Below are 22,367 nucleotides of genomic sequence, written 5' to 3'. Positions count from 1 at the left end.
CCAAAGCTGACATATATTTATATTTAACTGTATTATCAATGTTATTTTTTAAACAAAATTTAAAAACATCTAATGCAATTTAAAATCAGAAAATCTCAAATTAGTAAACTATTTAAAGCTAATTTATTTAGAGATACGCTTTGGATTTTGCTTGCAAAATTATTCAACGTCGTAATGCAAGCTATTTATTTTGTAATAGTAGCTCGTTTTTTAGGAGCAGAAAATTATGGTTCTTTTATTGCTGTTACTGCGTTAGCTTCAATTGTTTTTCCTTTTGTTGCTTTAGGTAGCGAACATCTTTTAGTTCAATATACAGCGATTAATCGCTCAAATTTTCCCATCTACTGGGGAAATACATTATTACTCTTATTAATTAATAGTAGTTTATTGACTATTGGACTTTTAATCTTATCGCCAATTATTTTTCCTGAAAATATTTCTTGGCTAACTATTTTAATTATTTTGCTTGCTGATTTGTTTTGTTTAGGTTTGTTAGATATTAGCTCTAAAGCTTTTATCTCTACAAATTTTGTTAAAAAATTCGCTCAATTGGGAATTTTGAGTACTTGTGGTAAGCTTTTAGCTGCGCTTAGTTTGGCTATTTTTTTTCCTCATCCTAATACTCTTACTTGGGCTTGTTTATATTTAATTAGTTCCGCAGTTATCGCTTTGATAGGAATTCTGTCTGTCAACCATATCATTGGTTCGGCTCAATTTAACATATCAAAATTAAAATCAGAAATTAAAACAGGAATTTATTTTTCGATTAGTTCTTCTGCTAATAACATTAATTCTAGTTTGGACAAAACAATGTTAGGCAGCATGGCAACTTTGACTTCGACAGGTATTTATGGTTCTGCCTATCGTTTTATAGATGTTGGCTATGTTCCTTTATTTGCTATATTTGGTGCTGCCTATACTAAATTTTTTCAACACGGCTCTTCAGGAATTAGAAGTAGTTTGGGTTTTGCCAAAAAACTATTTCCTTTTGTGGTTGGATATGGGATACTTTCGGTAATCGGTTATTTAGTATTTGCCCCAGTTTTACCTATTATTTTAGGAAATGAATACGCCGACGCGATCGCAGCTTTACGTTGGTTAGCTCCTATTCCCTGTCTGGCTGCTTTTCAAATGTTAGCTGCTGATACTCTGACAGGAGCGGGTTTTCAAAAAAGTAGAAGTATAGTTCAAGTGGTTGCTGCTTTATTAAATTTGGGGTTAAATTTCATTTTAATTCCTCAATTTTCCTGGAAAGGAGCAGCTTGGGCAACTTTATGTTCAGATTCTTTTAGAATGGTTGGACTTTGGATAATTGTCATAGTTTTATATCGTCAAGAAGTCAAGATGGCGAAGTCTTCTTAAATTGCATAACTTAAAGCTTTACAACGTACTTTACTTCTTTACAAGATCTTTACAAGAGCTTAATGATTAGCAATTTATACTTACATATAACCCCTGACAACATCATTTGTTAATTAAAAAATATTATTAAAAAGTTTTAAATGATACAGTATGCTTTTTAATTCTTTTGAATTTGTTTTTTTATTTTTACCTATCACACTGATTGGATTTTATTTAATCAGTAAAAACAAACAAGCGATTCGACAACAAATTCCTCTTGCTTGGCTGGTAATTACCTCCTTATTTTTCTATGGATGGTGGAATCCTAAAAATCTGCCTCTAATCATAATTTCGATGTTATGTAATTATGGACTTGGGTATTTACTAGGGAATAAACTTAACAATCAAATTAGTAAAAAAACAATTTTATTTTTAGGAATTTGTTTTAATTTAGGTTTTATTGGTTATTATAAATATGCAAACTTTTTTATCGATAATTTTAATCAGGTTATTGGCACTGACTTTAATTTAGGAACAATCATATTACCCCTAGGAATTTCTTTTTTCACTTTTCAACAAATTGCCTATTTAGTCGATGCTTATCAAGGTGAAACTAAAGAATATAGTCTTTTAAAATATGTTTTATTTGTTAGTTATTTTCCTCAATTAATTGCTGGTCCAATCGTTCATCACAAAGATATTTTACCTCAATTCAAAAAAACAGAAACCTATCAGTTTAATAGCCAAATTTTAGCAATTGGTTTGACTATTTTTGTAGCAGGTTTATTTAAAAAGGTAATTTTTGCCGACTCTATGGCTGAATATGCTAATTTAGCTTTCAATGCTGCTGCTAAGGGTATTAACCTTACTTTTTCTGAGTCTTGGATAGGAGCATTAGCCTATACTCTACAATTGTACTTTGATTTTTCTGGTTATTCAGATATGGCAATTGGGGCAGCTTATATGTTTGGAATTAAGCTACCTCTAAATTTTAACTCTCCTTATAAAGCTATTAGTATTGTAGATTTTTGGCGACGTTGGCACATTACTTTATCCAACTTTTTAAGAGATTACCTTTACATTCCTCTAGGTGGAAACCGTAAAGGAAAAATAAGACGTCATGGCAACTTGATGATTACTATGCTATTGGGAGGATTTTGGCATGGTGCAGGTTGGACTTATGTTTTTTGGGGTGGTTTACACGGAGCTTATTTAGTTATTAATCATTTATATCGTTCTTGGCGTCAAGCTCGGGGACATAATCTCAAGCAAGATGGTTGGTTACTGAAGGGAATTGGTTGGTTAGTTACTTTTCTTGCCGTAGTAGTTTCTTGGGTATTTTTCCGTGCCGATAGTTTTGCTACTGCTACATCAATTTTGGGTTCAATGATTGGGCTAAATGGAATACAATTGCCTGCTTTTTTAGAAACTCAATTAGCTTTTATGAGAAATTGGGGTGTAGGATTTTTGGGTTTCACTATGGATGTAGGTATCAGTCAAAAGTATGCAACTTTTGGTGTTTTTCTATTGTTATTAATTGCATGGTTTACTCCGAATACTCAACAATGGATGGGTATTTATAATCCAACTTTAAACGAATCTACTTCTGAACCTTATCAAAAATGGCCGCACAAGTTCTGGCAAAATTTAACCTGGAAACCTAATAATATTTGGACAGTGATTATGGCCGGAATAACAACAGCTTCTTTATTGTGTTTTACCAGAGTTAGTGAATTTTTATATTTTCAGTTTTAAATAAAAAAAATGAATATCAAAACTATTGCCAAAGACTTTTTTAAAGTAAAAAAAATTGAGCCAAGCTTATCTAAAAAGAAAAATCAAAAGTTTAATTTTGTTTTATATTCATCAATAATTTCTTTATTAGTAGCTACAGTAGGAGGAATTAATTGGCTAGTAGACCCACTTTGGTATAGTCACGGTAACATCTTAACTGGCCGAAATTTTGCTTTTAACGAACGTATTTCTAAAACTAATCTTTTTTTTAGAACTAAAGATAAAAATAATTATAATTGTCTCATTTTAGGTAGTTCTAGAGTTATTACTTTAAGAGCTTCTCAATTTACGAAAGATCGGTGTTTTAATTATTCAATTAAAGGAGGAGAAATTAAAGAATTTATTCAATACTCTCGTTCTTTACAAGAACATGGCTTTAAACCTCAAAAAGTATATATTGGTGTTGACGGACTTAATTTTGTTGTCAAAGAAAGACAACCAATTGAACCCTTTGATATCAAAAGCTTACGAACAAAATCACCACTTCATGCTTATTTGTCTATTGATATATTGACTTTTTCTCTAATGACTTTATTAGGAATTAGTCCTGATCCTGGTAATTATTATGACCGCAATTTTGAAGGAGCAGATTTTGCAGAATATCCTGTTTATCAACCAGGTTTTTATAAGCCTCAAGAACCACAGCAATGTGACTTGAAAATTGTTGATTTATTTACTGATTTAAGAACATTTTTTCCTAATGCCGAGTTTATTGGTTTTATTCCTCCTCGTTCGGCTTGGAGTATTGTTAACGATACCTATGGTCGCAAATTAACTAAAGAATGTGAGTTACCAGTATTTTATCAACTGGCACAGAAGTATGATGTTATGTATGATTTTTCAATTCCTTCGGCAGTTACTAAAGATGTAAAAAACACCTTTGATGGAAGTCATTATTCAGTTAAAGTTAACGATGAAATGGCTAAAATTATGGAAGGTAGCTCAAACAGTTTTGGAATCAGAATAGACCAATACAGTTATGCAGAATATCGTCAAATTTATTTAGATGCAATTAAACAATTTTTAAAAGAAAATAATCAAATGCAACGCTGGCATGGTTAATTGTAATCAAACTAAGTAAATTGGTTATTTAAAAATGTCAATCAAAAAAATATTTAAATTGAGAAATTTAATAGCGATCGCTCCAATTTCTCTAGTTTTGTTATTAATCTTTCCCTGTTTAGGCACGCAAAGTAAATATAACTATGGCGAAGCTTTACAAAAAACAATTCTTTTTTATGAAGCACAACAGGCAGGTAAACTACCAGCATGGAATCGAATTCCTTGGCGGGGTGATGCCACTTTAACTGATGGTGCAGATGTAGGTGTTGATTTGAGTGGAGGTTGGTTTGATGCTGGGGATCATGTTAAATTTGGTTTTCCGATGGCAGCTAGTGCGACTAACTTAGCTTGGGGTGGCATTGAGTATTATGATGCTTATCAACAATCAGGTCAATTAACTTATTTATCTCGCAACCTTCGATGGGTAACTGATTATTTCCTCAAAGCTTTTGCTAATGATCAACCTGGACAATATGTTTTTTATGGACAAGTTGGAGATGGAAATCAAGACCACCAATGGTGGGGGCCAGCAGAAGCAGTTAGTTATCAGATGGCAAGACCTGCTTATAAAATTGATACTAGTTGTCCTGGTTCAGAACTTGCAGGAGAGACATCCGCAGCTTTATCCGCAGCTTCAATTTTCTTTCGTAAAAATGGAGATACTGCCTATGCAGATTTGTTAGTGCAGAAAGCAGAACGATTGTATGACTTTGCCGATCAATATCGCGGTAAATATTCTGATTGCATCAGTGCAGCAGTACCATTTTATAAATCATTTAGTGGTTATCAAGATGAAATAGTTTGGGGCGCAATTTGGTTACATAAAGCTAAAGACGCTCAAAATTGGGGTTATAGAGGAGAATATTTAACTAAAGCGATCGCTGAATATCAATCCATGTCTAAACCCTATAATTATACCCATGTTACCGATGATAAAGCTTATGGGGCATACGTTTTACTTGCTCAAGAAACTGGAGAGTTAGAATATCGTCAGCGTGTTGAAGCTTGGTTAGATTATTGGACAATTGGCTATCAAGGCGAAAAAATCACCTATACTCCAGGAGGTTTAGCTTTTTTAAATCAATGGGGTTCTTTGAACTATGCAGCTAGTACTGCTTTTATTGGTTTTATCTATAGTGATTGGTTGCGTAATCAAGGAGAAAGCGAAAAAGCTAACCGTTATTTTGATTTTGGGGTAAGTCAAGTTCATTATATTTTAGGCAATAATCCCCATCATCGTAGTTATATTATTGGTTTTGAAAAAAATTATCCCAAAAATCCCCATCATCGTACTGCTCACGGCAGTTGGCTAAATGATAGTAGCAATCCCAGCGAAACTCGTAATTTACTGGTTGGTGCTTTAGTTGGAGGTCCCGATCAAAACGACCAATGGGAAGATGACCGTAACGATTGGGAAGGTAATGAAGTCGCGATCGGCTACAATTGGGGCATAGCAGGAGCTTTGGCTAGAATGTATTTAGAATTTGGTGGTGAACCCTTACCAGAAATACCGATTCCTACCGACCAACAAGAATCGATTTATGTAGAAGCAAAAATTAAACAAAGTGGAGCTAATTTTTTAGAAATTCAAGCAGATATAGTTAATAAATCAGCTTCTCCTGCTACAGTCTTAGATAATGCTGCGCTTCGTTTCTTTTTCACCCTTGACTCTCAAGATATTAACGATATTTCTGTAGTTGGTACTGAAAGTGAATGTCCTAATTCTCCTAGTCAACCTGTTCAGGTATCCGAACAAGTTTATTATGTAGAAATTAATTGTCAAGGAAAAGCCATTTATCCTGGTGGTAACGAGCACTATAAAAAATCTGTCGGCTTACGTATTACCAGTAATAATCGATGGAATCATAACAATGATTGGTCAATTAAAGGATTGAAGTATACGTTTGGCCGAACAGTGAAAGCTACTCAGATTGGTTTATACAACAATGGCGAGTTAATTTGGGGAGAAGTTCCGAACTCGCGTGAATAATTTTTGATAAAAGCGAACCGTAGTTCGCCATTCAATTAAACTAAATTATCTTTAAAATTTTGATTATTTAGTTGATTTTTGAGGAATTAAATTCTGAAAAAATTTACTCAGATTATTCATAAAATTATTTGATTTGGCTGGCTTAGTTGACGCAATTGACTTGGGTTCGCCTGTGACTGCCAGCTTACATTTAGCTACAAATTGTTCTAATTTTTCGCTTTCACTTAGTTGCTCTTGACGGATTGTTTGAGTCATTTGGGCGAGATCGGGTTTACCTATATACGCCAACCAGTTTTCAAAATCTGCTCGCATTAAATAGTTAATCCCTTCTCCAGGCGATCGCTTACACAGTTTAACTAAATCTTCTACACTATAAGCTAGTTGTCCGTCTGAAAATCTAAAAGGTTCTGCCATTAGTTTTACTCCTAAGATTAAAACTTGCTGCTATTTTAATATATCTAACCAAGAAATAACTTTTAAATAATTATTCTTGTCTAGGCAACCTAAATTCTAAAACAAAAAATAAATTATTGGCTTAATGTTGTTATTTTTTCCAGATATTATTTTGTGCTTGAAGCAACATAAATCTTGGCGTCAAGGTATCACAAGCTACTTAAACTAGTTGAATCAAGTGAAAAAATTTATAATTTTTAAGTTTTGCTACCAATTGACTTTACAAAATAAATATTGTCCAAATATGTCAAAACTTTGTCAGATTGATTAAGAGTTAATAAAGATGATTTTGGTAAATATCAATTTAAGCAATAATGAGCATAGCTCTAATAAATTTGCCAAGAATTAATTTTTTAATCTTTTTGCTCAGTAAAATTAATTCCCATGCGTAGATGTTCTATCTCCAATGTTAAAAGTTAATTTCTTTGTCTTTCCTCCTTGTAAAAGGGATACAAGGGGATTGAGAGGAGTAAGAAGAAGTACTAGGTCTGTATAAAGATCACAATCAACGAATTACTTAGTTTTTTTGATGGTGAAGGATGGTAAAAAAACCTCACCATAATTAACCACCGTGTGAAGTTAATGTTTTTTAGTTTTATAGCATTACTAGAAACCGTTAGGACGTTTTTCTTAATCTCTATTCCCTCTGTACAAAATTAATGTCCTAACCTATTAATATATTGCTAGATCTATTCAGCTTTTTTTAGAAATTTTGTAAGTATCTATTGTTCGAGGTGAGTTTTATTCATAATGTTTTAAAAAAGTTAAATATAGAGGTCAATTGTGTCTTTGATTAATTACCCGAGAAAAAGTTTATACGAAGTGTTAATGAATCCAGAACAAGGAAGAAAATATTTAAAAACTGCTTTAGAACATGGTAATGAGCAATTGTTCTTTTTTGCGCTGCATCATCTCATCGATGCAATTGTTTATGATTTAGAAATTAATCCCTGTCTCGAAACTGAAGAACAATAAACTAAATCTTTATTTATCGATAATCGATAATTTTGCGCATATAATTACCCCACAAAGTTGCAGCTTGCCAACTGCTACCTTTAGTTGCGGAATTATCGTCATTACCCAACCAAATCCCTGTCACTAAATTTTTTTTTGGTACATAGCCAATAAACCATAAATCAACACTATTATCAGTTGTACCTGTTTTGCCTGCTTCTCCTTGAGAAATATCGGCTGCTTTGCCTGTACCATCGGCAATTACTTGTTTAAGCATATAAGTCATTCGCTCAGCGACTGCTTCAGAAACAACTTCCCGACTATTTTGACTGTCGCTAGTAAAAGAATAAATTTCTCTACAAGTTTGCCAGTCATTAGGATTCTCACAATCACTACCATCCAGAATTCGATTAATCGCGTGGGGACGATGCCAAATTCCATCATTAGCCAAAGCACCATAAGCACCAGTCATTTCTAAAACACTAACTTCACTTTCTCCCAAAACTAAACCTGGTGATTCTGTTAAAGAAGAGTTAATGCCAAACCGTCGTGCCATCTCAATAACTCGATTTAAACCAATATCTTGGGCCACTCGTAAAGCAACTGCATTTTCAGATTGCTCTAACCCACGATACATATTTATTTCACCACTACTACGTTCGCAACCTCGATATTCTTGTCCTTTCCAACTGACGGGAGCGCAGGAATATTTATTATTAGGATTGATTCCTTGTTCAATCGCAGAAGTATAAGCAAACATTTTAAAAGTCGATCCTGGCTGACGTTTAGCTTGGGTGGCGCGGTCAAATTGACTTTGATTATAATCTGCCCCACCAACTAAGGCGATAATCTGTCCAGTCTCACTGTCGAGAGTAACAATTGCCCCTTGAGAATAGCCATAGCGTGAACCATCTTCTGTTACTGAATATTTGAGAGATTGTTCGGCTTCGGTTTGTATTTGAAGAGCTAACCCTGTTTCAACAATGTAATTTCCTTCTTTGGCTACTTCTGTACCAAGGAGAGCTTGTAGTTCTTTGAGAACATAGGCGTAAAAGTAGGGAGCAGTAGTATTAGAAAGGGTTTGACGGGCGTTCGGACTAACCTCAATTCGCGATCGCCTTGCTCTGTCTGCTTCTGCTTCGGATACCATGCCTAATTTCACCATTCGATTAATCACACGATTACGTAAGGCGACAGAAGTTTCATAATCTTTAACTGGGTTGTAAAGATTAGGGGCAGGCAAAATTGCTACTAGAGTAGCTGCTTCTGAGAGACTGAGATCGGCAGCGGACTTTTCAAAATAAAATTGGGCAGCATCTTCAAAACCATAACTGCCCACACCAAGATAAACACGATTGAGATAGGTTTTTAAAATTGTTTTTTTGCTATAAACTGCCTCGAGTTTTAAAGCTACTAGCATCTCTCGCAATTTTCTGCCTGCCGTATTTTGTCTACCGACTTCAGGAAAAAGACTTCGGGCTAATTGTTGAGTAATTGTACTTGCTCCTTGTTTTAATTCCGAAGAAGTTAAATTTACTGCGATCGCCCGAGCAATTCCATAAGGATCTACGCCCAAATGCCAGTAATATCTACTATCTTCAGAAGCAATTACCGCTTTAGGTAGATAAGGAGAAAAGTCAGCCAGATTTTTTAGTTCGCGGTGAGTATTTTGGGCAACTGGGTTAATTGGAGTGCCATCATCAGCGTAAACAACCACAGGGCGAGTTGCTTCTCTAGGTAAAGGATAAACAGGCGTTTTTGCCCATTCAATTCCAATCCAGAGAATTAATAAACTCATCATTCCTCCCGTACCATAAAGACTGTAGCGCAAAATCTTCAGCCATAACGGAGGAGGATTATAATACTCAAGAGTAACAGCAGCAGCTAACTCTGGTGGGCCTAAAGTAAAGCGATCGCCGTGATAAAGAGCAAAATTGGCAACTCTTCTTTTACCGATATAAATACCATTAGTTGATTTTTCGTCTTTGATTAAAAAAGAACGAGGATTTTTCTTATTTCTGGTTAAGGAAAAATGAACTTGACTAACTACAGGATTACGAACTTGAATATCACAACGAGAACTACGTCCAATCGAATAGCGATCGCCTAACAAAGGATAAACTCTTTCTTGAGAATTAGCATCTTGAACTTTTAATTCAGGTACTTGTGTTCCTGATCTCAACGCCAGAGCATTAAAATTAACTTTGGCTTGAATAGTTTGAACCGCTTGAGTCAAAATTTTACTCAATTGAGATTTGGTCGAATTACCTGATGCAGGAGGTTTGGATGGCGGTTTAGTAGTCATATTTCCTTAATACTTGCTCTTCAGTAGCCCAAAGAAGTTATCCCAATTGTAAAAAATCTCTGTTCTAGTAGCCGAAAAATTCACAATAGCTTTGCTGATCAATACTCTGTGAGAAATGAACCTTTATCAGTGAACAGTTACCCAGTTATGGCTGCTTATTGTCCCCTTTTCTCCTTGCCTCTGCTTTTTACTTCGATCCTTACGCGATCGCGAAGGAAGAGAGCGAACCTCTCGCGTTTTCTGTCTCCTGTCTCTTACCAATCAATAACTCAATCTGTTCCTTTGCCTTTGGATCAGGACAAGCTTAGTATAGTGGATTAGGCGCAAGCTTAATTGTAATCCTCCTGATTTAAAATCTTGCTCTATACCATAACCCACCACAAATTTTTGTAATTTAATATACTTTTTGACTAGCTAATTCCGCCTTTTTTGCCGAACCTTGTGTTCCTAGTTGAATTAACTCAATTTTATAGCCGTCTGGATCTTCTACAAAAGCAATTACAGTACTACCATGCTTCATTGGACCAGGTTCTCTAGTCACTTTTCCACCAAGAGATTTAATTTTTTCACAAGTGCCATAGATATCATCTACACCCAAAGCAATATGCCCATATGCATTACCCAGATCGTATTGTTCAACACCCCAATTGTAAGTTAGCTCAATCACAGTATGGTTAGCTTCGTCCCCATATCCCACAAAAGCAAGAGTAAATTCACCGCCTGGATAGTCTTTTTGGCGTAGTAATTTCATGCCTAAAACATCGCAATAAAACTTTAAAGATTCCTCTAAGTTGCCAACTCGTAGCATAGTGTGAAGCATTCGCATTGGTTAACTTTTAACTCCCTAATGTTTACTTTTGTTTTTTTTTATTTTTATAGGTTATCTTGAAATACTATAGCTAGTTATCAATTTAGATTTCCTCAGAGTGAGATAATATCTAAAAATATTATGTAGGCAATATACTTGTAAAAAATATGCCATGCACCAAAATCGAGCTTAAAAAAGGTATTTTTGATCAAAAATTGAGTCGGTAGTTTTTGAGGATTGCTCTGCGATAAATATCAACTTAAATTAATTACCACAATTTAATTATTTTCTGTCGGAGGAAAGAAGTTTGACCAAAAAGATAATGATAAGGTGTGACTCAATCATTACACCAATTGAGATTTAAAATTATCTATGCTTTGTCTGTAGTATTTAAGACAATGACAAAATTTCTACAAAATCCCCCTCCCAATCCAGAACCTTCTAGTTTTTGGCAAATGTTTTTAGAAAAAATTAAACATCCTTCCAAAATAACAATCATTGGCTTTTCTACCTTTGCAATAGTTGGTTTGGGTTATTGGGGAACTAAAGTTTTAGTCAAACAAAAATTACCTTCTTTCTTAGAACAACAAATCAGTCAAATAATTAATCGCCCTGTAGATTTTGGCGAGGTAGAAAGTGTCTCTCTGAGGGGAATCACCTTCGACTCTCTTACTGTTCCTCCTACTGCCACAGATCCTGGTAAAGTTGCAATTGATCGAGTCGAAGTCGGTTTCAATATCTTACCTCTTATTTTTAAACGAACTTTACCTTTAGAAATTACTTTAGTTCAACCAGAAGTTTATTTAGAACAAGCTAAAGATAATTCTTGGTTAGATTTAAACTTACAAACACAAGATGGAGAACCTTCTATTTATGTAGATTTGACAGTAAATGTTGAAGAAGGAAATATCACTGCTGTTCCTTATAATCAATCCCCCATTGAAGTACAACTTGACGGTAGCGGTAGGTACAATCCCACTGGCGATCAATTAGTAGAATATGATTTAGATGCAGCTATAGAACAAGCTAAAGCAAAAATCAAAGGACAAACTACCATTGCTTCTGGTCAAACTAATACTAAGCTACAAATTAATGATTTAGTTTTAACTGATGTTACTTCTTTAATCCCTAATTCTCCAATCAATCTTAATAGTGGTAAGCTGAATGCCGATTTAGATATTAATATTCCTTCTTTTGAAGAAATTACTGCTGCTAATATTGAAGGACAAGTTAATTTACAAAATGTGCAAGGTGAAGTAGAAGATTTATCTTCATCTTTAACAGCTAAATCTCAATTAAATTTTGGTGGTAGAAATGCCCAAGTAAATGATACTCAAGTTAATTTAGGCAATCTTACTGCTAAGTTAAAAGGTACAGTAGATTTACAACAAGGTTATGACTTAAATGTAGATGTTTTACCCTTTAGTTTATCAGGTTTACAGCAAACTTTTAATACCTCTTTTCCTGTCGATCTTGCTGGTGAAGTAGCAGCCCAATTACAATTATCAGGTGCGATCAAAGAACCCTTATTAACAGGCACAATTAATAATACTAAAACTTTAACTGTAGCTCAAACCAAATTAAAATCAGTTCAAGCTAATTTTGCTGCTAATTTAAGTGAAGTTGTTTTGAAAAATTTAGAAGCTATCCCCTTAGCTGGAGGACAAATTCAAGGACAAGGAATCATCGACACTAACATTCAACAGTCTCTTGAAAATCATCAAGCTATAGATGCTACGAATATGCCTTTGGCATTTAACTTTAAAGCTACTTTACCTACAGAAAAAATAGTATCTCCATATTATAATTTTCCTCAAGAAATAGCCGTTAATACTTTCAACGCCGAAGGAAAAGTTAGAGGAACATTAGCTAATCCTCAAGCAAATTTGCAATGGCAAATTCCTCAAGCTTCAACCACAACAGTAGAAAATATTTCTGGTTCAGGAACAGTTTTATTTGCTGATAATCAATTATTACTTGATGATACTGAAGTTCTAGTAGGTGAAGGTCGATTAAATGTTGAAGGAAACGCTAATTTAAACAATCAACAATGGCAAACTAATATTACAGCTTCTGCTTTAGCTTTATCACCATTTTTATCTCAATTAAATACCTCAGCAGTTAATTTTGACCGACCAATTACTTTAGAAAAAGGTACAATTAATTTAAATGGTAGATTAGACCAATTAAACCCCAATCAAGTTACAGGAATAGCTAATTTAAATCTAGCTGTAAATGGTAGCGATGTTAATCTTGATAGTAGACTCACTTCAGGTAACTTACAAGCAACAGCTAACACAGGTAGAATTGCACTCAATCAATTTATACCCAGTTTACCTCTAGCTACTACTTTAGAATCTAGCAGGATTAACCTTTCAGGGCAATTACAACAATTATTAACTTTAGCTGATAATCCTAATCTAAGTACTATTAAGGCAAATCTTGATGCTAATTTAGCTGTAGCTAATGGCACAATTAATGCTCAAGGAAGTTTAAATAATAATCGATGGCAAACTAATCTTAATGCCAACAATCTTAACTCTAATTTATTAGCACAAACATTTGCGCCTCAAAATCTTCAAAACTTAAATTTAGATAATCTCGACGGACAAATTGAGTTAGCAGGTAGTCTCAATCCTTTACTTAACAATCAAGTTAATCTTCCCATTCAAGCTAATCAAATTGCTTTACAACTAGGAGAACAATCTCTTAATGCCCAAGGTGATTTAATTTTATCTAATTTAACTACTAATCCTGATTTAGATCGAGTTAATTTAAATGTTGATGCTAATCTTGATTTTGAACAATTACCAATAGATCAATTAATTGCCCAAACTTCTAATAACAATGATCTCTTAGCAGAAAGTGTGAATGTTTATGGACAGGCAAACTTTCAAGGACAATTTGTTGGTAACAATTTAATTTCAGCACCAACTAATCCAGAAAATCTCAACTTAACTGGTAATTTAAGCTTAAATAATTTTGCTTTCAATGATGTAGTGTTCGACCCTGTAATGGCAGGTCAAGTAAATATTAACCCAGCTAACGAATTAGCAGTTAATCTAAAAGGAGAACAGGATGTAATTGCTGCCACAGCAGAACCTTGTACAGCAAATCGATGTCGTTTTCCTTACTTACCAACCAGTTTAGAATTACGTCAAGGAGAAAATACTTCTCAACCAGTTATTGCCACAGGAAATCGTCAAGGAGATGTTTTTTCTTTAGATATTCAAAACTTTCCTTTAGCTTTACTTAATCTTGCCCCAGGAGAACCGTTAGGAATTCAAGGTGCATTAAATGGTCAAACGACAGGAGAAATAAATGCTAATCTTTTTACTTTAGCAACTACAGGAAATGTTACCGTAGAACAACCAGCCATTGGTTATATTCAAGCTAAAAAGTTTGCTGCTAATTTTAACTATAATCCCGAACAAAATCTAGCAGAAGTAGCAACTAGTTCTCTTGAATTTGGTAATAGTGAATATAACTTTAATGGTGGAGTTAATTTAGCAACAGGACAATTAGAAGGAGAACTAAATATTCCTCAAGCTTATGTCCAAGATATTTTAACTACATTTCGTTGGTTTACTCTAGAAGATTTAACTAGATTATTTCAAACGCCTAATTACGCCCAAGCTAATCAAGTTGCTCCTAATAATATAGAAACCGCCTCAGAATCTCTAGTCAGAAAATTAAAATTATTAAGACAAATAGAAAACCAAATTCAAGCTGAGGCAGCAGCAAAACAAGCAGGAGAAGTTCCTACAGATTTAGATATTCGTGGTGCTTATGGGGGAGAAATTTTATTAGCAGGAACAATAACTAATCCCCAAATCAACTTTAGTGTCGAAGCGAATGATTGGGAATGGCAACCTCAACCTGCTTTCGCTAATATTGTGCCACCTTTAGGATTTATTAAAGAAGAAATTCAGTTCATTGCTATTAATCAAATTTTGCTCCAAGGGATTTATCAAGATAGTATTGTTAATTTAGATAATGCCAGAATTCAAGTTGAAGATGCAACTGTAGCACTACAAGGAAAATTATCACCTGCTCAACCAGAAAATGCTAGTTTTCAAATAGAAAATCTTTCCCTTGATGTGATTAATAGATTTATCAATATTCCTGTTGATATAGCAGGAGTAATTAATTCTAATGGCACAATTACAGGTACTTTATCTCAACCTCAACTAGAAGGAAATATTACGTTTTCTGATGGTGCATACAATGGACAAGCACTACCAGAAACAATTGCAGGTAATTATATTTACACTGATGATAAGTTGCAATTTGCAACTACTGAACCATCTTCAATTCAAGTCGATGCCACTGTTCCTTATCCGATTCAACCAGGAAACGATACTATTACAGCTAATCTAGATTTGGGTACAGAAGCTTTTTCGCTGTTAGGTATCTTTACTCAAGATAATTTGACTTGGCTTGGTGGAGAGGGAACAGCTACACTAAGAGCAACAGGGCGTTTAGATTTAAATCGTGCGACACCACTTTATGCTTTAAACGCTACAGGAGAAGTCAACTTACAAGATGCTCAAGTCAAAAACAAATATTTCTCCGAACCTTTAATTGCTACAGGTAAAGCTACTTTAAATAATCAATTAGTTAATGTTGAACAACTAACAGGAAAATTCGCTGAAAAAGACCTTACTGTCACAGGAACATTACCAATCTTATATTCTGTTTCGAGTATTGAGAATCCTTTAACTATTAATCTTCCTGAAGGTAAAATCAACCTAGAAGAATTATATGAAGGAGATGTGGCAGGAAATGTAATTGTAACAGGGGCAGCACTTGAACCTATAATTGGTGGTGAAGTATTTTTAACCGATGGTGAAGTTTTTATCCCAGAACAAGAAGATAATGATTCTACTGTAGCGACTAACATTAATTTAATCAGAAACAATAATGCTGATTCTCCTGCAATCATTACTAGACTGAACAATTTTCAAGTAAACTTAGACAATTTCAAAATTGAACAATCCCCTCTCTACGAATTTAATGTTCAAGGAAATCTGAGCCTCAACGGAACTGCTGATACTGTTAGTAATATTGAACCAAAAGGAACTATTTTTATAAATAAGGGCAATGTAGATTGGCTCTCTAGTAACTTTACTTTAGTGCGTAATCGCCAAAATACTGCTGTGTTTACTCCCGAAGCAGGATTCTTAAATCCTTATCTTGATGTTCAGATGAAAACAGAAGTTTCTAATTTGAATAATTTGCGACAATTAGAACCAGATAGAAATGAAATTTCTGATGATATTTCCCAGGTAGGAAGAACAGAGGTAATTACTGTTAATTTGATAATTGATGGAGAAGCCGAAGAATTATTACCCACTTTGGGTCAAACTGCTAGTAACTGCAATGTTCGTCCTGATAATGTTCCTCCTAGTGGAGAAGTCAACTATAGTCAAACGGAACTAAACCAACTTGCTACTTGTATTAATGTTGCTGCTTTAAATGGACAAAGAGACCGCAATCTACTTAATTCTCCTGCTGTTCAGCTTACTAGCACTCCTACTCGTAGTCAAGGAGAAATTGTTAATTTGTTGGGTAATCAATTTTTATCTTTTGCAGAGGAGCTTCAAAATAGTAATGCAGAAGAATTATTAAATTTTGGTGTGGCTCAATTTGTGATTACTCCCATCCAACGTAGACTTTTTTATAGAGTAGAAGATTTTGTCGTTGGTGTTGGTCAAAATATTGGGTTAGATTATCTGCGAGTTTATCCTTATTTAGAAGGTATTTATGAAATTAAAAACGATGCTTCGGTTAGGGCAACTTATGATTATGTTTTAAATGAAGGCAGAATAGAGTATCAATTGAGATTTTAAAATCTCTAATTTCAATAGTTATATTAAATTCTGTTAAATAACCATTATCTTAATAAAGAAGCAACAATTCATGAATTTTGCCTACAAGAGAAAAAACCATTAAGACTATGACAGTACACTTTTAGGTTAAGACATAAGATATCTTAATATTTTCCTGTAGTGCTATAAAAGGTATCACGACTATTTAGACGGATTTGATTTTAATTAATCAATAAATTTAATTTTTAAACAATTAAATCAAAAGCAATTTATTTAATTCTAGCAACAAGTTTGATATTGAATTATTTGATTTCTACCTTGTTTTTTAGCTTGATAAAGAGCATCATCACTCATTTTAACTAAATGTTCTACAACAAGATGAGAGTTAGGAATTTTTGTAGCTGTACCGATACTGAGAGTAACATAGTTGCAAATCTCAGAAGCTTGGTGAGGAATGCGAAGTTTTCTGACCTGCTTAAGAATAAAATTAGCAACTACTAAAGCACCCTCAGCGTTGGTATCTGGGAGGATCAAGGCAAATTCTTCCCCACCATAACGAGTTACTAAATCTGCTGGTCGTTTAACTGCTGTTTTAAGAATCTGAGCTACTTTTTGCAGACAACGATCGCCTTCTGGATGTCCGTAAGTATCATTGTAAGCTTTAAAATAATCGATGTCGCACAGAATTAATGAAAGAGGTTTTTGTTCTCTAATCAAACGATGCCATTCATTGTCTAAAATGCGATCAAAATAACGACGATTGGCGAGTCCCGTCAAACCATCGAGAATTGCTAACTGCTCTAATTGACGATTGGCAATTTGTAATTGAGTGTATAATTCTGATTGTTGAATAGCGATCGCAACTTGAGTAGCTAATTGTTGTAGAAAGTCTATTTCCCAATTTTGCCATTGACGAGGATGATGATAGTTTTGCGCTACTAACATTCCCCAAAGTTGGTCGAAGCTTCCCCGCCTTGAAACAACGGCAGAGGGTTCTTGAAGAAGTGAACTTGGTTTGAATTGTTCAATCTTTTCCTGTTTAGCACCAAAAAGAACTGGTACAGAGTTAGTAGTTAAGACAGAATGTTTTTCAAGCTCGTTACGAAGTTGTGTTCCAAAATCAGCTTTAGTCTGTAGATGTTGATTGGATTGAGTTTGCCAAATTGGTAAAGTAAGAATTGCTCGAATTTGAGATTCTGCTAAGACATAAATATCATCTTGCCTATGAGTAATGGTATCGTCAATTGCTTGAACAGCTTGAGCTTTTGCAAGCTCTAAATTAAATTGTTCCAGATTGGCACTAAGTTGATGAAAGAGATTTTGACTATTGAGAACAATACTTTCTTCTGCTTGATGAAAGTTAAGTGTTATTGATTCGGCAATGACTTCTCCAGGTTGATCTGATTCGCAACGATAAATTACCACGCGATCGGCTTGTAAGAAATGACGTACCTCGTCTACTGTAGTATTGAGGATTTCTTTAAGTTCTAATGACTGACGAATTCGATCAGACATTTTTTTCATTAATTTTTCTCGTTCGGCTTGTTGTCGTAGAGTTGCCTCAGTCCGTTGACGCTCAATGGCATAATAAATTGAACGAATCAGTAATTCTCCTTCAAATCTGCCTTTAACTAGATAATCTTGCGCTCCTTGACGTACAGATTGAATCGCGATGCTTTCATCGTCAAGAGCAGTCAAAACCACAATTGGTAATTCTGGAGCTTCTTGTTTGACTTGAGCGATACTATCTATTCCCTGACTATCAGGAAGAGATAAATCTAATAAAATCACATCAAAATCATTTTGAGCAATAAGTTGTAAAGCAGATTGAACGCGTTTGACGTGTTTGAGATCTACTTGAGGCGAAGCCTGCTTTGACTTCGTTAAATGTTCTTCTATTAAAATTTCTCCGATCCAATCGGCATCAGCTGAGTTATCTTCAATTAAGAGTATTTTAAGAGTATTAATATCCACTGAGTTAATTGGGCAAAATTAGTCATTTTAGCAAACTATTTACTGTTAAAATATTGAGATTAATTTGACATTTAAAGAATAATAATGATTAATTTTTATTTTTATCAAAATTTTTTAGAGATGTTCTTAGTATAATATTAAGCTTTTATTTAGTCTATTAGTAAATATAATAAATTTTTACTTAAATTGGCGTTTTAACCTTAAAAATCTTTTTCTAATTGACACCTTGAGTATTGAGGAAATTACTGAAAAGTATTTTGATTTACTTTAGGTGTACTTGAGCAATTTGAGAACAATTGAGCCAAAAGTTTAAACTTTCTTTGACGACTTCTAAAAAATTTTCTAGGTCATAAGGTTTACTAATATAGCAATTAGCTTTGAGTGCATAACTTTGTTGAATATCTTTAGGTTCATTAGAAGTACTCAAAACAATTACTGGGATATATTTGATTTTATGGTCTTCTTTAATTATTTTTAATAATTCATGTCCGTGCATTCCTGGCAAATCTAAATCCAGCATAATTAAATCTGGACGAGGAGCATTATGATATTGTTGCCGTTGACTTAGAAATAAAAGAGCTTCTTCTGCACTATTGACGATATGTAGATGATGAAGTATATTATTTTCTTCAAAGGCAATAGACATTAAATCTTGATAACTAGGCAGGTCTTCTACTAAAAGAATGTTTTTTAATGAGGGAGAATTAATCATTGAGGATAGGTTTTAAATTAAGCACAATTTAAATCAAAGATTGAAGTAGACAGAAAAATAATTATCAATATATAACTCAACTTCTTTCTCTTTGTTAGCACAACAACTAGGTTTTGTTTAGGTTACTGAATTGATTACTATTGGGAATAGTAAAATAAAAAGTTGCCCCTCGACCTAATTGCGATTCTACCCAAATCCGACCTCCGTGCCGTTCAACAATTTTCTGACAAATAGCTAAACCGATCCCCGAACCTGAATATTCTTCTTGGGTGTGTAAACGCTGAAAAATTTGAAAGATACGTTTTTGATATTGTGGTTCAATTCCAATGCCATTATCGCTGATAGAAAATTGCCAATAATTTTCTTGAGCTTGAACATTAATGATAATTACAGGCTGTTGTAAGGAACGATATTTAATACTGTTACTAATTAAATTTTGCCAGAGAACAACTAATTGACTAAAATCAGCAATCAACGTCGGTAAATTATTTTCACAATTAATAATTGCTTGGTTGTAGTCAATTGCTGCTCTTAGATTAGCTAAAGCTTGTTCTAGTACTAAATTACAATCTGTAGCTCGCAAAGTATTTTTTTGTCTGCCTACTCGCGAATATTCCAGTAAATCATTAATTTGAGTACGCATTCTTTGAACAGCATCAACAATATAGTTGATATATTTATCTGCTTTCGAGTCTAGCTTGTCACCATAGCGACGTTCAATTAATTGCACATAGTTAGAAATTGTTTGTAAAGGAGCTTGTAAATCATGGGAAGCAATATAAGCAAATTGTTCTAATTCTGCATTAGAACGAGCTAATTCTTGACGCTGTTTGATTTCACTTTCTAATAATTCTGCTTGAGAAAGAGCAAGATTTAATTGTCCGACGAGTTGTTGTAATAATTCAATTTCATCTTTAGTCCATGTGCGCGGTTGATTACATTGTTGGACACATAATAGTCCCCAAAGATGATTAATTTCTTGCTCTAATTTAATCTGATTATTTTTAATTGTTCGACGACGAAAAATTGGTAAAACTAAGTTGGTGCAAATATGATATGTTTGTAAAAATTGTTGATCACAAGAAGATAGTTGGGTAAGATTTTTGTCTTGTTGAAGATAGAAGTTTTCTTTGACAGATAGTTCTGCTAATTGTTGCCAATAAACAGAATCTAATTCGACTTGATCTTTAAGCGAGAAAACACGATCAACTACTTCTTCTTCAGTAATTTGACTTGTTCCATCAGGTAAAAATTGTACCAATAAAACTCGGTCTGCATGAAGAGTTGTTTGTAGTTGAGTTACAGTAGTATGCAGAATGGTTGTTAAATCTAATGATTGTCGAATATTGAGGGTAATAGAACGCAACAGATGACGATAACGAGTGTGGCGAATTTGAGTTGCAATGGCAAGTTTTTCTTTAGTGATATCTCTGATACTACCTTGTAGCTTAATTACTTGTTGCTCTTCATTAATGATAGGAATTAAAATAGTACGCCAAGTATGAGTTTCTCCAGCTAATTCTAAAGTTTGTTCGTAATCAAGGGGAGCAAAAGTCTCAAGACAGGTATGATATTGTCTCAGGAATAAATGAACGATTTCTGAAGAAAGAACTTCTGTGATTGATTTACCAATTATTTCTGTGGTGTTTTTGCCAATAATTTGTTCGTAAGCAGGATTAATTGTTTCATAAATTAACTGTTCATCAGGTTGAATTGCTAGTAAAAAAATACCATCAGTGGAATGATTAAAAATATTTTGGTAGAGTGCTTCTGAAGCTTGCAGTTTGGCTTGAGTTTTGAGGCGTTGGCAGGAAATATAGAGAATTTTGCCGATAATTTTGAGTAATTGAACTTCTTCTTCTGACCAAAATTTATAGTTATCACCTCTGGTATCTAAACCCACAATTCCCCAGAGTTGATTAGTAGGAGTATAGACGGGGACAGCTAAGAGTGAGCATATTTCTAGCGATTTGAATAAATCTTGTTGCTGTTGGTTAAGCTCATGCGATCGCTTTAAATCGGAGATGATAATATTTTGATTACACTTAAACTGTTCTTGAAACCAAGTCAAGTTTTCTATTAAACAGGAATTAAAAAAATAGTTTGTTGGTTCGGTAGTTTGACTATCCCACCAATGATAAATCTGGTGAGAGGTAGTTTTAGATTGCCAAATTCCATCAAATTCTGGGTTGTCTGTGGCAAAAGTAGCAAAATAAGCATGATTAGTTCCAACAGCAATACCAATCCAAGCTAAAATTTCTGTAAAATTAATTTTTTCTTGACCAGTAAGTTGTTTAGCTGCCTTAGCTAGAGCTTGTTGTAAAATCAAACGATGTTGAAGTTTTTCTTCTGTTTGCTTCGATTCTTGAAAATCTTCTACTATGGTAATTAAATATAATGGATAGTCTTGAGAATTTTTGATTAAAGAAGCAGTAATGTTAACCCATCTCGGATGACCATTTTTGCAGATATATCTTTTAGTTAAACTCTTCACTGAGGAAGAATTAGACAAAATTTGTTCCACATATTCCCAAGAAGCTTGTAAATCGTCAACATAGGTAAGATCTTGAAAAGTTAGAGAACACAATTCTGCTTCTGAGTAACCCAATAATTGACACAATCGGCGATTGACACGAAGGAATTGTCCCGAAGTTGCGAGCAAAGCAATTCCGACTCCAGCTTGTTCAAAGATAGCTTGGAAATTTGCTTCTATTTGTGTAGAGCGATTTAAAGCAAGTTTAGCTAATCTGAAGCTTCGCTCTAGAGTTGATAAGGTAAGTTGAGTTAGATCTAAATAATCGGTTGCACCTGCATTAATTACATTCGCGCCTGTTCGATCACTATCAACTAAAATAATAATTGAGTTTGAACGACAACGAGATTTTAATTCAGTAATAGTTGAATGATTCAGTAATGGTAATTGTTGAGCAGCAATGATATAAATTTTTTCTAGTGGAGAATCAGATAAGTTATTAACTAAATCTAGTGTATTTAACCAATCTAGTTGATAAAAACAATTGGCAGTTTGATTTAATTGTTCACAAAATTGATTAATAAAATGGTAATTTTCTAAAGATTCATCTACCAAGATGATTTGGTAAACTTGCTTGGTCATGAAAACTTCTCTATCTCTAAAACTTAGA

General features: G+C 33.9%; 12 protein-coding genes. 6 read left to right on the top strand and 6 right to left on the bottom strand.

Annotation, left to right across the window (positions count from 1 at the left end):
* Positions 1-72 precede the first annotated feature (72 nt).
* From STA7437_RS18260 to STA7437_RS18245, 4 genes are all read left to right on the top strand, one after another.
* Positions 73-1,362, top strand: coding sequence for an oligosaccharide flippase family protein (locus tag STA7437_RS18260; RefSeq protein WP_015194872.1), 1,290 nt, complete (start codon positions 73-75; stop codon positions 1,360-1,362).
* Between the two features lie 150 nt (positions 1,363-1,512).
* Positions 1,513-3,096 (top strand): MBOAT family O-acyltransferase, encoded by a 1,584-nt coding sequence (locus tag STA7437_RS18255; protein WP_015194871.1) that lies wholly within the window; start codon positions 1,513-1,515, stop codon positions 3,094-3,096.
* Between the two features lie 9 nt (positions 3,097-3,105).
* Positions 3,106-4,197, top strand: a complete 1,092-nt coding sequence (locus tag STA7437_RS18250; RefSeq protein WP_015194870.1) for an ETRAMP family protein — start codon at positions 3,106-3,108, stop codon at positions 4,195-4,197.
* Between the two features lie 34 nt (positions 4,198-4,231).
* Positions 4,232-6,187, top strand: coding sequence for a glycoside hydrolase family 9 protein (locus tag STA7437_RS18245; protein WP_015194869.1), 1,956 nt, complete (start codon positions 4,232-4,234; stop codon positions 6,185-6,187).
* 63 nt (positions 6,188-6,250) lie between these two features.
* Here STA7437_RS18245 and STA7437_RS18240 read toward each other — a convergent pair whose 3' ends face one another.
* Positions 6,251-6,601 (bottom strand): hypothetical protein, encoded by a 351-nt coding sequence (locus STA7437_RS18240; RefSeq protein ID WP_015194868.1) that lies wholly within the window; start codon positions 6,599-6,601, stop codon positions 6,251-6,253.
* 822 nt (positions 6,602-7,423) lie between these two features.
* Between STA7437_RS18240 and STA7437_RS26250 the strand changes: the two genes are divergently transcribed.
* Complete coding sequence (locus tag STA7437_RS26250) at positions 7,424-7,615, top strand: hypothetical protein (protein ID WP_015194867.1); 192 nt, start codon at positions 7,424-7,426, stop codon at positions 7,613-7,615.
* 13 nt (positions 7,616-7,628) lie between these two features.
* Here the strand turns inward: STA7437_RS26250 and STA7437_RS18235 are convergent, their stop codons facing one another.
* On the bottom strand, positions 7,629-9,899 hold the full coding sequence (locus STA7437_RS18235) for a PBP1A family penicillin-binding protein (protein ID WP_015194866.1): 2,271 nt from the start codon (positions 9,897-9,899) through the stop codon (positions 7,629-7,631).
* 394 nt (positions 9,900-10,293) lie between these two features.
* On the bottom strand, positions 10,294-10,725 hold the full coding sequence (gloA, locus tag STA7437_RS18230) for a lactoylglutathione lyase (RefSeq protein WP_015194865.1): 432 nt from the start codon (positions 10,723-10,725) through the stop codon (positions 10,294-10,296).
* 380 nt (positions 10,726-11,105) lie between these two features.
* Here gloA and STA7437_RS18225 point away from each other — a divergent pair, with 380 nt between their 5' ends.
* On the top strand, positions 11,106-16,559 hold the full coding sequence (locus STA7437_RS18225) for a translocation/assembly module TamB domain-containing protein (protein WP_015194864.1): 5,454 nt from the start codon (positions 11,106-11,108) through the stop codon (positions 16,557-16,559).
* 258 nt (positions 16,560-16,817) lie between these two features.
* Here the strand turns inward: STA7437_RS18225 and STA7437_RS18220 are convergent, their stop codons facing one another.
* From STA7437_RS18220 to STA7437_RS25035, 3 genes are all read right to left on the bottom strand, one after another.
* Entirely contained in the window at positions 16,818-18,512 is a 1,695-nt protein-coding gene (locus tag STA7437_RS18220; RefSeq protein WP_015194863.1) for a diguanylate cyclase domain-containing protein, read from the bottom strand.
* Between the two features lie 262 nt (positions 18,513-18,774).
* Positions 18,775-19,224, bottom strand: coding sequence for a response regulator (locus STA7437_RS18215; RefSeq protein WP_015194862.1), 450 nt, complete (start codon positions 19,222-19,224; stop codon positions 18,775-18,777).
* Between the two features lie 106 nt (positions 19,225-19,330).
* Positions 19,331-22,339 carry a PAS domain S-box protein gene (locus STA7437_RS25035; RefSeq protein WP_015194861.1) on the bottom strand — a complete coding sequence of 1,003 codons (3,009 nt, stop codon included), beginning with the start codon at positions 22,337-22,339 and terminating at the stop codon, positions 19,331-19,333.
* Positions 22,340-22,367: the final 28 nt, after the last annotated feature.

The sequence above is a fragment of the Stanieria cyanosphaera PCC 7437 genome (genome assembly GCF_000317575.1).
GTDB classification, from domain to species: Bacteria; Cyanobacteriota; Cyanobacteriia; order Cyanobacteriales; family Xenococcaceae; genus Stanieria; species Stanieria cyanosphaera.
The sequence above is the reverse complement of the archived record's forward strand: the minus strand, read 5'-3'. Positions and strand labels throughout refer to the sequence as shown.

Excerpts from the sequence above, each read along its gene's own strand:
- STA7437_RS18260 (WP_015194872.1), top strand. The coding sequence starts at position 73 with ATGCAATTTAAAATCAGAAAATCTCAAATTAGTAAACTATTTAAAGCT.
- STA7437_RS18255 (WP_015194871.1), top strand. The coding sequence starts at position 1,513 with ATGCTTTTTAATTCTTTTGAATTTGTTTTTTTATTTTTACCTATCACA.
- STA7437_RS18250 (WP_015194870.1), top strand. The coding sequence starts at position 3,106 with ATGAATATCAAAACTATTGCCAAAGACTTTTTTAAAGTAAAAAAAATT.
- STA7437_RS18245 (WP_015194869.1), top strand. The coding sequence starts at position 4,232 with ATGTCAATCAAAAAAATATTTAAATTGAGAAATTTAATAGCGATCGCT.
- STA7437_RS18240 (WP_015194868.1), bottom strand. The coding sequence starts at position 6,601 with ATGGCAGAACCTTTTAGATTTTCAGACGGACAACTAGCTTATAGTGTA.
- STA7437_RS18235 (WP_015194866.1), bottom strand. The coding sequence starts at position 9,899 with ATGACTACTAAACCGCCATCCAAACCTCCTGCATCAGGTAATTCGACC.
- gloA (WP_015194865.1), bottom strand. The coding sequence starts at position 10,725 with ATGCGAATGCTTCACACTATGCTACGAGTTGGCAACTTAGAGGAATCT.
- STA7437_RS18225 (WP_015194864.1), top strand. The coding sequence starts at position 11,106 with ATGACAAAATTTCTACAAAATCCCCCTCCCAATCCAGAACCTTCTAGT.
- STA7437_RS18215 (WP_015194862.1), bottom strand. The coding sequence starts at position 19,224 with ATGATTAATTCTCCCTCATTAAAAAACATTCTTTTAGTAGAAGACCTG.
- STA7437_RS25035 (WP_015194861.1), bottom strand. The coding sequence starts at position 22,339 with ATGACCAAGCAAGTTTACCAAATCATCTTGGTAGATGAATCTTTAGAA.